Origin of the sequence: Limnohabitans sp. (assembly GCF_038134685.1) — a bacterium.
Classification (GTDB): domain Bacteria; phylum Pseudomonadota; class Gammaproteobacteria; order Burkholderiales; family Burkholderiaceae_C; genus Limnohabitans_A.
This window is the reverse complement of sequence record NZ_JAYPVP010000026.1, coordinates 11,504-25,243: the sequence shown is the minus strand read 5'-3', so window position 1 is coordinate 25,243 and position 13,740 is coordinate 11,504. Positions and strand designations below refer to the sequence as shown.

The window sequence follows — 13,740 nt, the reverse complement described above, 5'->3', positions numbered from 1 at the left end:
GGATGACGCTATCGAAATCATCGCCATGAATCACCCACAAACGTTTGCCGTCCTGGGTGATGTGCTCGGCCTCACGCACTACCTCAATACCCCCGAAGGCATGGCCTACAAAGTGGCGTGCAAACTCGTCGTGATTGCCCGGAATGTAGATGACATGACAACCCTTGCGAACCCTGCGAAGCAGCTTCTGGATCACATCGTTGTGTGCTTGTGGCCAATGCCACCGTCTGCGCAAAGCCCAACCATCCACGATGTCTCCGACCAGGTACAACTTTTCGCTGGGATGGTTTCGTAAAAAGTCCAACAAAGCTGCGGCCTGAAAACCGGGCGTACCGATGTGCAAATCCGAAATGAAGATGGCTCGTACTGCAGGCTTGATAGATTCATCTACAAGCTGATTGCTCATCCCGCTTATCCCAGGAAATGTTTCCGATACCGCGCAGGCAAGTCTTCGATGCGCATCATCATCGGCAAATCTGCCGTGTTGAAATCCGGGTCCCAGGCCGGTGCACCCAACACCTTGGCACCCAGGCGCAGATAACCCTTGATCAGCGCTGGCGGCTCCACCTGCAAATGCTGGTCAAACTCCTCCACAGGCAAAGGCAAACGTGGACGCACATGGAACTCAAAGGGAGCCATATGCTTTTCCTGTACTTGACGCCAAATGCTGGCAGCCACATCGCCAGACACCACACCGTTGTGCAGCATGGGAATGCTGGCGCAACCCACCATGATGTCGAGCTGGTTGCGGAACATGAATTCAGCCAACGCACCCCATAAAGCCATGATCACGCCACCATGCCGATGATCCGGATGCACACAGCTGCGCCCCAGCTCCACCATGCGCGAACGCACGGAACGCAGGCGGGTCAAGTCGAATTCGGTGTCACTGTAGAAACATCCCGCACGCTTGGCCTGCTCAGGCGTAAGCACCCGATAGGTACCAATGACCTGATCGGTCTGGCCATCACGCACCAAGAGGTGTTCGCAGTAATCATCAAACAGGTCCACATCGTGGTCAGCCAGCTTGCTCGACAAGCGTGCGCCCATTTCCTGCGCAAACACCTGGTAGCGCAAACGCTGTGCTTGCCTTACTTCATCGAGGTGGTGCGCCCAGGAAACCTTGATTTGGGCTGTAGCAGCGGACGCAGCCAGCGGTGAGGATGAAGGCTGATCACCGCGATGAAGTGACCTCCGTGCAAGCGGACTGACGGGGGACAAAGACAAGGTGGGGTTGGGCAGCTCTTTCATGGTCATGCATCCTTTGTTTGATGCATGCATGGTGCACAGCGTTCATGACGAATTTGTGCAGATTTCGTGAAACTTTCATGACGATGCCTTGCTAGCCCCGCTCATGCCCTCGCACCAGTTTGACCATCAGCTCGACCAGCTGCTTTTGCTCCGTCGCAGACAAGGGTCCCATGATTTTTTTCTGAACTTTGACCACCACGGGTTTGAGCTCCTGTACCGCCTGGATGCCTTTTTCAGTGATGAACAGAAGCTTGCGACGACGGTCGTTTACATCCGCTTCGCGTCTCACCCATGCTTTGGCCTCCAGGCGGGTAATGACTGAGCCAAACGTGGCCGGATCAAAAGCCACCGCAGCGGCAAGCGTGACCTGATCGACTCCCGGCTGATCCATGAGGGCGTTCAAAATCGAGAACTGAACCGGTGTGATGTCCTCCACGCCAGCTGCTTCTTGTGCAAACAAGGCCACTGCAATTTGTTGAGCACGTCGAATCAGATGCCCTGGAGCCTGAGCGAAATCGTAGCTTTTGGTCATAGTGCTGTGATCGTACCGCGCCCAAGGGAAAACCTCCCTGTGTCAGCCACCTTTTTGCGCTCATGAGGTGGCATACTGAGTTTTCACTGAGCAAAAGCATGAATCATGAGTTACGCGTTTGATCCCTCACCCCTCGTCAGTCTGCCCATCACCAACCAAGCGCATCGTTTCCCGGTTCATCGCGTGTATTGCGTAGGCCGCAACTACGCCGAACATGCCAAGGAAATGGGTTTCACTGGGCGCGAGCCTCCCTTTTTCTTTCTCAAACCTGCGGATGCGTTGGTGGTGGTTCCCACGGACCAGACCGGCACCATGCCTTATCCACCCCTGACACAGGACCTGCATCACGAGGTCGAGCTGGTCGTAGCGATTGGTCAGGGCGGACGCGACATTCCTGTCGACCAAGCCTTGAGCCATGTCTACGGTTACGCAGTAGGCCTGGACATGACCCGAAGGGACTTGCAGGCCGAGATGAAAAAACAGGGCCGTCCCTGGTGCATCGGCAAGGCTTTCGACCATTCAGCCCCCATCGGTCCGATTGTGCAAGCATCACAGCTTGCCGGGATCACTCAGGCCGAAATCAAGCTCGAGGTCAACGGCATCACCCGCCAGCACAGCCAGATCAACAAGCTGATCTGGAACATACCGGAAACCATCGCACACCTGTCCAGAGCCTGGACATTGATGCCCGGCGATCTGATTTTTACTGGAACCCCGGAGGGCGTCGGCGCGGTTGTGCCTGGAGACGAGATGACCGCTCATATCACCGGATTGCCCAGTTTGCGGATTGCCATCGCAGCTTGATATATCAGATGTGTGGCCATACCCGTGCAAACCCTGATGCACAAGCATTGAGAACACGTCCAGTCTGCAACATAATGCATTTTCCCGAGGCCCAGTTTAGACACAAGCCTTAAAACCAACCGACCGGTTGGTTAACAATGTGTGCAACCATGAGGAGACATGAATGAAGCACATCCTGAAATTGACAGTCGCTGCAGCAGCCTTGGCCGGTGCCAGCCTCAGTGCCCAAGCGGCAGATCCCATCATCCTGAAGGTGCACCACTTCCTGGGCCCGCAATCAACGCAGCAAGCAGTCATGCTCAATGGCTGGTGCGATGCGATTGCCAAGGACTCCAAGAACCGTCTGCAGTGCCAGATCTACCCTTCGATGCAGCTTGGCGGCACCCCCCCTCAGCTGTTCGACCAGGCCAAGGATGGCGTGGCCGATGTGGTCTGGACCGTGGCTGGCTACTCTGCCGGTCGCTTTTCCAAGTCGCAAGTGTTTGAACTGCCTTTCATGATGACCAATGCCGGCGCCACCAGCCGTGCGGCCTGGGATTTCGCTCAGAAGTACGCCCAGGACGAATTCAAGGACGTCAAACTGCTGGCCATCCACGTACACGGCCCAGGCAATATTTACACCCGCGACAAGCAAATCACCAAGCTCGAAGACCTCAAAGGCATGAAGCTGCGCGGCCCAACCGCCACCATCGCAAAAATGCTGGGCATGATGGGTGCCACGCCCGTGGGCATGCCCGTGCCTGCAGTGCCTGAAGCCCTGTCCAAGGGCGTGATCGATGGCGCCGTGATTCCCTACGAAGTTGCTCCTGGCCTGAAGGTTCAAGAGCTGACCAAGTTCGTGGCCGAGCCAGACCGCAAGTACAAGGCGCTGTACACCACCGTGTTTGTGATGCCCATGAACAAGGCCAAGTACGACTCCCTGCCCGCCGACCTGAAAGCCGTGATCGACAAGAACTCTGGCCGCGAAACCTCTGCAACTCTGGGTTCCCAGCAAGAAGGCGCTGACGTCGGAGCCAAAAAAGTGTTTGAAGCCACCCCCGGCTACAAAATCAGCCAGATTCCGGCCTCCGAGCTCGAGCGCTGGAAGAAAGCCTCGGAATCTCTTGACGATGCCTGGGTGGCAGACATGAACAAGCGCGGCATGGACGGCAAGGCCATGCTGGCCGATGCCCTGGCGCTGATCGACAAGTACAGCAAATAAAATAGCTGTCCCATGAGTTTGGGGGCCTCGTGCCCCCAAACTTTTAATGCTGGTACCTCATCATAAAAGCTGAAAGCGCTCCGTGGCAGACCTCATCCTTTCTGAAGACAACCGCACTTATACGGGTGCAGGTTGGCTACTCGACAAAACCAGCAAAGCGATGGCCGTCGCTTCGGGCCTGTCCCTCATTGCCATGGCACTGATGTCGCTTCGCAGCATTGTCGGGCGATCTTTCTTCGATGCCCCTCTGCTTGGGGACTACGAACTGGTACAGATGTTCAGTGCGATTGCAGTCAGCCTGTCTTTGCCCTACGCCAATTGGGTCAAAGGCCATGTGATCGTGGACTTCTTCACGGCCAAAGCCTCCGCCAGCCTCAACCGCTGGCTCGATGGCGTTGCCCAACTTTTGATTGCCGTGTTTTCCGCCGTACTGTGCTGGAACACTTTGCGTGGTCTGATTGATCTCAAAAGCACGGGTGATGCATCCATGCTGCTCGAAATCCCGACCTGGTGGACTTATGGTCCTATCGCTGCAGCGTTCGCTGTGCTGTGCGCCACAGCGCTGTACGCCATCACCCACCCCGAACGAGGAGAGCAAGCATGACCGGAATTGAATGGGGCGTCCTCGTCTTCGTGCTGCTGTTGGCCTTGCTCGCTTTGCGCGTTCATATCGGCATTGCCATGTTGCTGGCCGGCTCGATTGGCTACACCGCTGTAGCCGGTCTGGCACCTATGCTCAACTATTTCAAGACAGCAGCCTATGCGCGTTACTCGGTCTACGACCTGTCAGTGGTGCCCTTGTTTTTGCTGATGGGTCAGTTCGCTACCCATGGTGGACTCTCCCGCGCCTTGTTCAAGGCAGGTAACGCCTTTATTGGCCACTGGCGCGGCGGCATGGCGATGGCCGGTGTCACGGCCTGTGCTGGCTTTGGTGCGATTTGCGGCTCCTCGCTGGCCACGGCAGCCACCATGGGTCAAGTGGCTTTGCCCGAGCTCAAGGCGCATGCCTACTCCGAGCGTCTGTCCACAGCGGTGATTGCAGCAGGCGGCACGCTGGGCATTTTGATTCCTCCGTCCGTTCCCTTGGTGATCTACGCGATCATGACGGAACAGAACATCGCCAAATTGTTTGTTGCAGCCTTCATTCCAGGCATCATTGCCGCCATGGGTTACATGCTGGTCATCGGCATCATTGCTCGCGTCAAACCCATGGATGCACCACGTGGCGATCGCTACACCTGGAGCCAGCGCTTGACAGCCCTGCTTGAGACCTGGCCAGTGCTGCTGATTTTTGCTGTTGTCATTGGCGGCATCTACGGTGGCTTCTTCACCCCGACTGAGGCTGCCTCCATTGGCACCGTGGCCACGGCTTTTGTGGCCTGGACATCCGGTGGCCTGCGTGGCAAGGGTTTCATGGAGTGCATGTATGGCGCCGCCGCTGCGACAGGCATGATCTTTTTGATTCTGCTCGGCGCAGACGTACTCAACGTGTTTCTGGCGCTGACTCAGATCAATACCGAATTGGCCAAGTGGGTGGTGTCGATGAACTGGCCGCCCCTGATGGTGGTGTTTGCCATCATCATCATTTACCTGTTCCTGGGGTGCATCATGGACAGCTTGTCGATGCTGCTGCTGACCATTCCGGTGTTCTTCCCCATCATCATGGGCATTGACATCTGGGGCATGGATGCTGAATCCAAAGCCATCTGGTTTGGTATTCTGGCTTTGATGGTCGTGGAAATCGGCCTGATCACACCCCCTGTGGGCATGAACGTCTTCATCATCAACAGCATGGCCAAAAACGTGCCCATGAAGGAGACATTCAAGTACGTGATGCCCTTCCTGGCCTCTGACATCTTGCGTATCGTGGCACTGGTGTTCTTCCCAAGTATGGCCCTGATAGCCCTTCAGATGCTCAAATGAGTTCAGCAGCGCACCCTGCGATCCGGTTTTGCCGCTCGTGCGGTGCGCCTACCGCACAGGCTTTGCCCGACGATGGCGACACGCGTGAACGCGCCATTTGTACCAGCGCCAGCTGCAAAACCATCCACTACCAAAACCCCTTGAATGTGGTGGGCACTATCCCCCATCTTGAGGGGCGGGTGTTGCTTTGCAAGCGCAATATTGAACCGCGGTGGGGCAAATGGACGCTACCTGCCGGCTTCATGGAGCTGGGCGAAACTGTGCAAGAAGGCGCTGCCCGCGAAACCATGGAAGAAGCAGGCGCTCAGTTCGAAATGGAAGACCTGATCACGGTCATCAGCGTGCCCAAAGTCAGTCAGGTTCACATGTACTTTCGTGCTCGACTGACTTCAGACATCTTTGATCCCGGTCACGAAACCCTGGAAGCACGCCTGTTCAGCCGCCATGACATTCCCTGGGACGAGCTGGCCTTTCAGACTGTACGTGCTACTTTGGAACGCTTCTTCGATGATCTGGACCGCCAGCAGCGCAACACGCACCACTTTTCCTTGAGCTGATATTGCACACCAGGCAGCTTGCAACCCACGCAGATCGGGGAAAATAAGCCGTGGCCATTCCCCAGTCCTTCATTCAAGAGCTCTTAGCCCGCATCGATGTGGTCGATGTGGTGGGCAAGTATGTGCAACTCAAAAAGGGCGGGGCCAACTTCATGGGCTTGTGCCCTTTCCATGGCGAAAAATCCCCCAGCTTCACCGTCAGCCCCAGCAAACAATTTTTCCACTGCTTTGGTTGCGGCAAGAACGGTAATGCCATCGGCTTCCTGATGGAGCACACCGGCATGACCTTTGTCGAGGCTGTCAAAGACCTGGCCCAACAAGTGGGCATGCAAGTGCCCGACGAACAGCAATCGCCCGAAGAGCGCGCCCGCGCTGCCGCCCAAAAAGCACGCCAGGACACCCTGACCGACATTCTGGAAAAAGCGGGCGAGTCCTGGCGCAAACACCTCAAGGAAACCCCGCGTGCAGTGGCCTACTTGAAAGGCCGAGGCCTGTCGGGCCAGATTGCCAAGCGCTTTGGCCTGGGCTACGCGCCAGACGGTTGGCGCAACCTGGCCAGCGTGTTCCCCAAATACGACGACCCCTTGTTGGCCGAAAGCGGTCTGGTCATTCAAGGCGATGACGACAAACGCTACGACCGCTTTCGCGACCGCATCATGTTCCCCATCCGCAACGTCAAAGGCGAATGCATTGGCTTTGGCGGCCGCGTGCTGGGCGATGGCACACCCAAATACCTGAACTCACCCGAAACCCCCGTCTTCCACAAAGGTCGTGAGCTGTACGGCTTGTTTGAAGCACGCGAAGCCCTGCACAGCGCCGGCTACGTGCTGGTGACGGAAGGCTATATGGATGTGGTTGCTCTGGCGCAATTGGGCTTTCCCAATGCCGTAGCTACACTGGGCACCGCCTGCACGCCCGACCATGTGCAAAAGCTCTTCAAGTTCACCGATGCGGTGGTCTTCAGTTTTGACGGCGACGCCGCTGGCCGCCGGGCCGCACGGAAGGCCCTGGAAGGCGCACTGCCCTACGCCACAGATACGCGCAGCATCAAATTTTTGTTCCTGCCTGCCGAGCACGACCCGGACAGCTACATCCGCGCCCATGGCCGCGAGGGCTTTGCCGAACAAATCCGTCAGGCCGAACCCTTGTCACGCTTTCTGGTCGAGGCCGCCAGCGCGGACTGCGACCTGCGCACCGCCGAGGGCCGTGCTCGCCTGTCCAGCCAGGCGCGTCCATTGTGGGCCCTGTTACCCGACGGCGCTCTTAAGCGCCAACTGCTGGCCGAACTGGCACAGCACATTCAACTGCCCACCGAGGAGCTGGACAAACTCTGGCGCCAGCAACTGCAGCGCAATGGTGCATCTGCGCCGCAAGCCACCCCGGAGCCACATGCACAAGAGCACGCAGGCATGGAGGTGCACCATTACACGGCGCCCACACAAAGTTACCCCAGCGGCAAACCACGCAAGCCCTGGGGCAACAAGCCTTTCAGCAAACCGGCCACGCCCTGGCGCCCCAGCGGCCCCAGAAGCCTGCCCGCCAGCCGCGCCGACCATGCCGCGCGATTGCTGTTGACCAATATGTCCTTGTGGGACGGCCTGGCCAGCGAAGACCAAGCCATGCTGTGCGCACTGCCCGACCCTCATGGCTCCTTGTTTGCCTGGATGGAGACGCAATTCCATGAGCATGGCCCCTTGGGGGTGTCCGCCTTGCTGGAATTGATGCAGGATCAGCCCTTTGCCGAGACGGCCCAAACTTGGGCACAGGCGGCCAGCCTGCCCGCCGATGTATCAGAAGCCATCGTGCCCCAAGAAGCGCAGCAGGAGCTGCGTCGCCTGCTCAATCTGATGCACATCGACCGGCTCAAACAGCTGGAGACCGAGGCCTTGGAGCAAGCCCAGATTGCGCAAGACCCCGAGGCGCTGGCACGTTGGCGCAGCCTGCACGAACGGCGCCGCGAACTGATGGCGCAGACCACCAGCATCGCCGCAAGTTAAGGCCGCTTACTTACCCACCAGATCGTTGAGCTTGCTGGCTTCAAAGGTCTCGTGGGTGTGCGCTTCACCCGGTACCTTCACTTTTTGGGCGCAGCCCAATTGCTCCAGGGCTTGCCACAGCAACGCGATTTGATGCTCTTGCGATGCTGCGTTGTCGATCAAGCCGCGCATGGCTTGCGACAGAGGATCGTCTTCCTGCGTAATGCCATAAGCATTGAATTTGGGCTGTGCATCGGTCACATCTGCGCTCTCGCCCGATTTGGACGGAATGATGCGCGCAGGAATACCCACCGCCGTGGCACCCGCAGGAACAGGCTTGATGACCACCGCATTACTGCCGATCTTGGCGTTATCTCCCACCTCAAAGCCACCCAGGACCTTGGCGCCTGCACTGACCACCACGTTCTTGCCCAGTGTCGGATGGCGCTTGGTGCCCTTGTACAGCGAGGTGCCGCCCAAGGTCACACCCTGATAAATAGTGCAACCATCACCAATTTCGGCGGTCTCACCCACGACTACGCCCATGGCATGGTCAAAAAACACCCGCTCACCAATCTTGGCGCCGGGGTGAATTTCGATACCGGTCAGCCAGCGAGAAATGTGCGAGACAAAACGTCCGAGCCATTTGAAACCAAGCGTCCAGCAGGCATGCGCCAGCCGATGCAGCACCAAGGCGTGCAAGCCGGGGTAGCAAGTCAGCACTTCCCAGGTGCTGCGGGCAGCCGGGTCGCGCTCAAGAATGCACTGGATATCGGATCGGAGTCGGGCAAACATGTTTGTAGTCTAGCGCTTGTCGCGAGCGGCCTCGATCATGGCCTTGGCCACCCCGCGCAGAATGTGGATTTCTTCTTGCTGAACGCCTGCACGGTTGAACAACTGGTTCAGACGCGGCATCAGCTTTTTGGGTGCTGCAGGGTCCAAAAAACCAATCTCGGTCAGGGCCTGTTCCCAATGCGTCAACATGCCCGCCACTTGCTGGGCATCCGCCGCTTGGGGTTCTGCTGTAGCGGGCTGCACACCAAAGCCCCCCAAGACCTGGCGCCACTCGTAGGCAATGACCTGGATCGCAGCACCCAGGTTCAATGAGCCAAAGTCGGGCGCGGTGGGAATGGACAGCGCCACATGGCAGCGGTACACGTCCTCGTTTTTCATGCCAAAGCGCTCGGAACCGAACAGGAAGCCGATACAGCCTTCGCTTGTGTCCACCAGCTCAAAGTGCGCACGAGGGCTGCGCGTGGGTGGACCAAAGTCGCGCGGCGTCATGGCTGTAGCGCACAAATGGGTGACCCCTTCAAGGGCTTCATCCAGACTGCTGACCACTCGTGCTTTGTCCAGAACGTCGTTGGCGCCACTGGCACGCTGGATGGTTTCCTCTTTGCGCAGCACATTGGACCAACGGGGATTGACCAGCACCAGATCGTCAAAACCCATGACTTTCATGGCACGGGCGGCCGCGCCCACATTGCCCGCATGGCTGGTATCTATCAGGATGAATCGTGTACGCATGGCGCGATTTTCCCACCGGGAATGCGCAGACAGTCGATTCATGAGAAAATCAGTCCATCGCTGACGTGATCGTGCTTCAGCATTCAACGGTTCTTAACAATTCATGTCCTCCTCACTCCACCCCATGCTGAACGTGGCCATCAAGGCCGCACGCGCCGCTGGCGCCATCATCAACCGCGCTGCGCTCGACGTCGAAGCCGTGCGCATTTCGCAAAAGCAGGTCAACGACTTCGTGACCGAAGTGGACCATGCGAGTGAGGCGGCCATCATCGACACCCTCCTGACGGCTTACCCCGACCACGGCATCTTGGCCGAAGAGTCCGGCAGCCAGCACGGCAACCCCAACGCCGACCACATCTGGATCATTGATCCGCTGGACGGCACCACCAACTTCATTCACGGCTTCCCGGTGTACTGCGTCAGCATCGCACTGCAAGTGCGCGGCCGCATCGAGCAGGCCGTGGTGTACGACCCCTCCCGCAACGACCTGTTCACCGCCACCCGAGGCCGTGGCGCCTTCCTCAACGAGCGCCGTATCCGCGTGAGCAAGCGCGTACGCCTGCAGGAATCGCTGATCTCCACCGGCTTCCCTTTCCGCAAGGGCGACAACTTCAACCAGTACCTGGTGATGATGGGCGATGTGATGCAAAAAACCGCCGGCCTGCGCCGCCCCGGTTCTGCTGCGCTGGATCTGGCCTACGTGGCCGCTGGCTTTACCGAAGGCTTCTTTGAAACCGGTCTTTCCCCCTGGGACGTGGCTGCCGGCTCACTGCTGGTCACTGAAGCCGGAGGTCTGGTGGGCAACTTCACTGGCGAATCCGACTTCTTGGAGCAGCGCGAAATGCTGGCCGGCACGCCGCGCATCTACGGCCAGCTGGTCACCATTTTGAGCAAACACAGCAAGTTTGCCGGTGCAGGCGACAAAGCCACCGTGCGCGAGTCTTCTCGTAAACTCGGCGCACTCAAGCGCTCGGACGATGGCAGCGAAGAAGCCGCAGAAACCAACGCTGAGTCCAGCGAAGCAGGCGATCAAGCCCCCTTCTAAATCAAGCCCACAGCGCCCGGCATGAGCAGCACCCCCGTCAGCGCCCACACCCCCATGATGGCCCAGTACCTGGCCATCAAGGCGGAGTTTCCTGAAACGCTCGTCTTTTACCGGATGGGCGATTTCTACGAGCTGTTTTACGGCGATGCCGAAAAAGCCTCGCGCCTGCTCGACATCACCATCACCCAGCGTGGCCAATCGGCCGGGCAACCGGTGGTCATGGCCGGTGTGCCCTTTCACTCGGTCGAAGGTTATCTGGCCCGTTTGATCAAGCTGGGCGAATCGGTCGCCATCTGCGAGCAAGTCGGCGATGTGGCCACCTCCAAAGGCCCGGTGGAGCGCAAGGTGGTGCGCGTGGTCACCCCCGGCACGCTGACTGACAGCGAACTGCTGAGCGAGAAATCCGAAGCCCTGCTGCTGGCCGTGCACCAGGGCAAAAAAGCCCGCTGTGGCCTCGCGTGGCTGAGTGTCACGCAAGGCGTTGTGCATCTTGCCGAATGCACCCACGACGAGCTGGCCGACTGGATCGACCGTATCGCCCCGGCCGAACTGCTGGCCAGTGCGGGCATGACCCAGACCTTTGAAGAGCGCCTGCGCCAGATCCGCGCCCAGCACCGGGGTGCGGGCCTGTCGCTGGCGCTGCGCCCCGACTTCCAGTTCGACGCCGGCCTGGGCCAGCGCAAGCTGCAAGAGCAAATGCAGGCCGCAAGTCTCGCCGCCTGGAACGCCGACACCTTGCACGACGCCCACGCAGCCGCCAGTGCGCTTTTGACCTACGCCGAACACACCCAGGGCCGCAACCTGCCACATGTGCAGAGCATCCGCGTGCAGCGCTCGGACACGCTGATCGACCTGCCGCCTGCCACCCGTCGTAATCTGGAGTTGGTGCAAACCCTGCGCGGCGAAGACTCACCCACCCTGTTTTCGCTGCTGGACACCTGCATGACCGGCATGGGCAGCCGCATGCTCAAGGGCTGGTTGCTCAGCCCCCATCGCGACCGCGCCCAGGCGCAAGAGCGGCTGGCCGCAATGGCGCAGTTGCAGACCAGCGGCGCCTGGAACACCTTGCGCGAACAGTTCAAGGGGGCCAGCGATGTCGAGCGCATCACCGCCCGCACCGCGCTGCGCCAGGTACGCCCACGTGAACTGGTGGCGCTGCGCTTTGCATTGCAACGGGCCAACCACCTGGCGCAAACGTTGCAAGCGCTGGTGCCCACTGAAGGCACGCTTCTGGCTCGCCTGGCCCGTTGGCTCACGCCACCCGTTGGTTGTGAGACCTTGCTGGCGCAATCCCTGCTCGAAGAACCCGCCGCGCTGGTGCGCGACGGCGGCGTGATCGCCCCGGGGCTGGACGCCGAGCTGGACGAACTGCGCGCCATCCAGACCAACTGCGACGATTTTTTGCTGGAACTGGAAACCCGAGAAAGGGCCCGCACGGGCATCGCCAATCTGCGCGTGCAGTTCAACAAGGTGCACGGCTTTTACATCGAGGTCACGCAAGGCCAGCTGGACAAAGTGCCCGACGACTACCGCCGCCGCCAGACCCTGAAAAACGCCGAGCGCTTCATCACCCCCGAACTCAAGGCCTTTGAAGACAAGGCCCTGTCGGCGCAGGAGCGGGCGCTGTCCCGCGAGAAGTGGCTCTACGAAGGCCTGCTCGACCAGCTGCAGAGCTTTGTGCCCGCCCTCACCGCCCTGGCCCAGGCCATGGCCGGGCTGGACGCGCTGTGCACCTTGAGCGAGCGCGCCATCACCCTGAACTGGTGCGCGCCCGAGTTCACCCGCGAGCCCTGCATCGACATCCGCGCTGGTCGCCACCCGGTGGTCGAAGCGCGTCTGGCAGAACTCTCGGGCGGCAGCTTCATCGCCAACGACACGGTGATGGGACCGCGACAGCGGCTGCAGATCATCACCGGCCCCAACATGGGCGGTAAATCGACTTATATGAGGCAGGTGGCACTGATCGTGCTACTGGCCAGCATCGGAAGCCATGTGCCCGCCAGCCGCTGCCGCCTGGGCCCCATCGACGCGATCCACACCCGCATCGGTGCGGCCGACGACCTGGCCAACGCCCAATCGACCTTCATGCTGGAGATGACTGAAGCCGCGCAGATTTTGCACAGCGCCACGCCCCACAGTCTGGTGCTGATGGACGAGATCGGGCGCGGCACCTCCACCTTTGACGGCCTGGCGCTGGCCAGCGGCATCGCCACCCACCTCCACAACAAGGTGCAGTGCTTTGGCCTGTTTGCCACGCACTACTTCGAGCTGACCGAGTTCCCGGCCACGCACACCGCCGCCGTCAACATGCATGTGAGCGCCGCCGAGTCGGGCAGCGACATCGTGTTTTTGCACGAAATCCAGCCCGGTCCCGCCAGCCGCAGCTACGGCGTGCAAGTCGCCCGCCTGGCAGGCATGCCTGCGGCTGTGCTCAACCACGCCCGTCATGCCCTGCAAGCGCTCGAATCCGGCGCGCAAGACGCCCGCGCCCAAGTGGACCTGTTCGCACCGCCACCGGAAGCCGAAGTCACTGGCCCTACCGCTGTGGAAGCCGCTTTGGCCCAGATCAACCCCGACGCATTGAGCCCACGTGAAGCGCTCGATGCCCTGTACAGTTTGCAGCGTCTGCTGCCCAAGAAATCAACATGACCTACTGCGTTGCCATCAAAACCCGCGCCGGCCTGGTGTTCCTGTCTGACTCCCGCACCAATGCGGGTCTGGACCAGATCAGCACCTTCCGCAAGATGATCATTTACGAGAAACCCGGCGAGCGCTTCATGACGCTGCTGTCGGCTGGCAACCTGAGCATTTCGCAGTCGGTGCGCGAGGTGTTGCAAATCGAAAAACTGGTGGAACCCGGTCAGGACGAGCCCCTGACCATCTGGAACGCCACCAGCATGTTCGACGCCTGCCGCGTCCTGGGC

13 protein-coding genes and 1 pseudogene are annotated in these 13,740 nt (G+C 59.6%); 9 read left to right on the top strand and 5 right to left on the bottom strand.

Annotation, left to right across the window (positions count from 1 at the left end; genetic code table 11):
- The 3 genes from AAFM15_RS10280 to AAFM15_RS10270 form a co-directional block, all read right to left on the bottom strand.
- A partial coding sequence (locus tag AAFM15_RS10280; RefSeq protein WP_341686623.1) for a metallophosphoesterase occupies nt 1-406 on the bottom strand: 406 nt, incomplete at its 3' end.
- Between the two features lie 5 nt (nt 407-411).
- Nucleotides 412-1,251, bottom strand: coding sequence for a GNAT family N-acyltransferase (locus AAFM15_RS10275; RefSeq protein ID WP_341686624.1), 840 nt, complete (start codon nt 1,249-1,251; stop codon nt 412-414).
- Nucleotides 1,252-1,342: 91 nt separating this feature from the next.
- Nucleotides 1,343-1,783, bottom strand: coding sequence for a MarR family transcriptional regulator (locus AAFM15_RS10270; RefSeq protein WP_341686622.1), 441 nt, complete (start codon nt 1,781-1,783; stop codon nt 1,343-1,345).
- Between the two features lie 105 nt (nt 1,784-1,888).
- On the opposite strand from AAFM15_RS10270, the gene AAFM15_RS10265 reads away from it, so the two are divergent.
- From AAFM15_RS10265 to dnaG, 6 genes are all read left to right on the top strand, one after another.
- Entirely contained in the window at nt 1,889-2,587 is a 699-nt protein-coding gene (locus AAFM15_RS10265; RefSeq protein ID WP_341686621.1) for a fumarylacetoacetate hydrolase family protein, read from the top strand.
- Between the two features lie 163 nt (nt 2,588-2,750).
- Nucleotides 2,751-3,788, top strand: a complete 1,038-nt coding sequence (locus AAFM15_RS10260; RefSeq protein ID WP_341686620.1) for a TRAP transporter substrate-binding protein — start codon at nt 2,751-2,753, stop codon at nt 3,786-3,788.
- Nucleotides 3,789-3,870: 82 nt separating this feature from the next.
- The gene (locus AAFM15_RS10255; protein ID WP_341686619.1) at nt 3,871-4,392 is read left to right on the top strand and encodes a TRAP transporter small permease; all 522 of its coding nucleotides are present in this window, start codon (nt 3,871-3,873) and stop codon (nt 4,390-4,392) included.
- Nucleotides 4,389-5,711 (top strand): TRAP transporter large permease, encoded by a 1,323-nt coding sequence (locus AAFM15_RS10250; RefSeq protein WP_341686618.1) that lies wholly within the window; start codon nt 4,389-4,391, stop codon nt 5,709-5,711. Before AAFM15_RS10255 ends, AAFM15_RS10250 begins: the two co-directional genes overlap by 4 nt.
- The gene (locus tag AAFM15_RS10245) at nt 5,708-6,268 is read left to right on the top strand and encodes an NUDIX hydrolase (RefSeq protein ID WP_341686617.1); all 561 of its coding nucleotides are present in this window, start codon (nt 5,708-5,710) and stop codon (nt 6,266-6,268) included. The genes AAFM15_RS10250 and AAFM15_RS10245 overlap by 4 nt, the downstream gene beginning before the upstream one ends.
- 50 nt (nt 6,269-6,318) lie before the next feature.
- Nucleotides 6,319-8,265 carry a DNA primase gene (dnaG, locus tag AAFM15_RS10240; RefSeq protein WP_341686616.1) on the top strand — a complete coding sequence of 649 codons (1,947 nt, stop codon included), beginning with the start codon at nt 6,319-6,321 and terminating at the stop codon, nt 8,263-8,265.
- Between the two features lie 6 nt (nt 8,266-8,271).
- Here the strand turns inward: dnaG and cysE are convergent, their stop codons facing one another.
- Nucleotides 8,272-9,039, bottom strand: coding sequence for a serine O-acetyltransferase (gene cysE / locus AAFM15_RS10235; RefSeq protein ID WP_341686615.1), 768 nt, complete (start codon nt 9,037-9,039; stop codon nt 8,272-8,274).
- A 9-nt stretch (nt 9,040-9,048) separates the two neighbouring features.
- Nucleotides 9,049-9,771 carry an RNA methyltransferase gene (locus tag AAFM15_RS10230; protein ID WP_341686614.1) on the bottom strand — a complete coding sequence of 241 codons (723 nt, stop codon included), beginning with the start codon at nt 9,769-9,771 and terminating at the stop codon, nt 9,049-9,051.
- Nucleotides 9,772-9,874: 103 nt separating this feature from the next.
- Here AAFM15_RS10230 and AAFM15_RS10225 point away from each other — a divergent pair, with 103 nt between their 5' ends.
- The 3 genes and pseudogenes from AAFM15_RS10225 to AAFM15_RS10215 form a co-directional block, all read left to right on the top strand.
- Entirely contained in the window at nt 9,875-10,816 is a 942-nt protein-coding gene (locus tag AAFM15_RS10225) for an inositol monophosphatase family protein (protein ID WP_341686613.1), read from the top strand.
- Nucleotides 10,817-10,837: 21 nt separating this feature from the next.
- Nucleotides 10,838-13,465, top strand: a complete 2,628-nt coding sequence (gene mutS, locus AAFM15_RS10220; protein ID WP_341686612.1) for a DNA mismatch repair protein MutS — start codon at nt 10,838-10,840, stop codon at nt 13,463-13,465.
- Nucleotides 13,462-13,740: pseudogene (locus AAFM15_RS10215) on the top strand (peptidase); the annotation flags it as partial. The gene mutS and the pseudogene AAFM15_RS10215, both read left to right, overlap by 4 nt.

What these genes read in the sequence shown, in the direction of transcription:
- AAFM15_RS10275 (WP_341686624.1), bottom strand. Translation starts at nt 1,251, where the DNA reads ATGAAAGAGCTGCCCAACCCCACCTTGTCTTTGTCCCCCGTCAGTCCG.
- AAFM15_RS10270 (WP_341686622.1), bottom strand. Translation starts at nt 1,783, where the DNA reads ATGACCAAAAGCTACGATTTCGCTCAGGCTCCAGGGCATCTGATTCGA.
- AAFM15_RS10265 (WP_341686621.1), top strand. Translation starts at nt 1,889, where the DNA reads ATGAGTTACGCGTTTGATCCCTCACCCCTCGTCAGTCTGCCCATCACC.
- AAFM15_RS10260 (WP_341686620.1), top strand. Translation starts at nt 2,751, where the DNA reads ATGAAGCACATCCTGAAATTGACAGTCGCTGCAGCAGCCTTGGCCGGT.
- AAFM15_RS10250 (WP_341686618.1), top strand. Translation starts at nt 4,389, where the DNA reads ATGACCGGAATTGAATGGGGCGTCCTCGTCTTCGTGCTGCTGTTGGCC.
- AAFM15_RS10245 (WP_341686617.1), top strand. Translation starts at nt 5,708, where the DNA reads ATGAGTTCAGCAGCGCACCCTGCGATCCGGTTTTGCCGCTCGTGCGGT.
- cysE (WP_341686615.1), bottom strand. Translation starts at nt 9,039, where the DNA reads ATGTTTGCCCGACTCCGATCCGATATCCAGTGCATTCTTGAGCGCGAC.
- AAFM15_RS10230 (WP_341686614.1), bottom strand. Translation starts at nt 9,771, where the DNA reads ATGCGTACACGATTCATCCTGATAGATACCAGCCATGCGGGCAATGTG.
- AAFM15_RS10225 (WP_341686613.1), top strand. Translation starts at nt 9,875, where the DNA reads ATGTCCTCCTCACTCCACCCCATGCTGAACGTGGCCATCAAGGCCGCA.
- mutS (WP_341686612.1), top strand. Translation starts at nt 10,838, where the DNA reads ATGAGCAGCACCCCCGTCAGCGCCCACACCCCCATGATGGCCCAGTAC.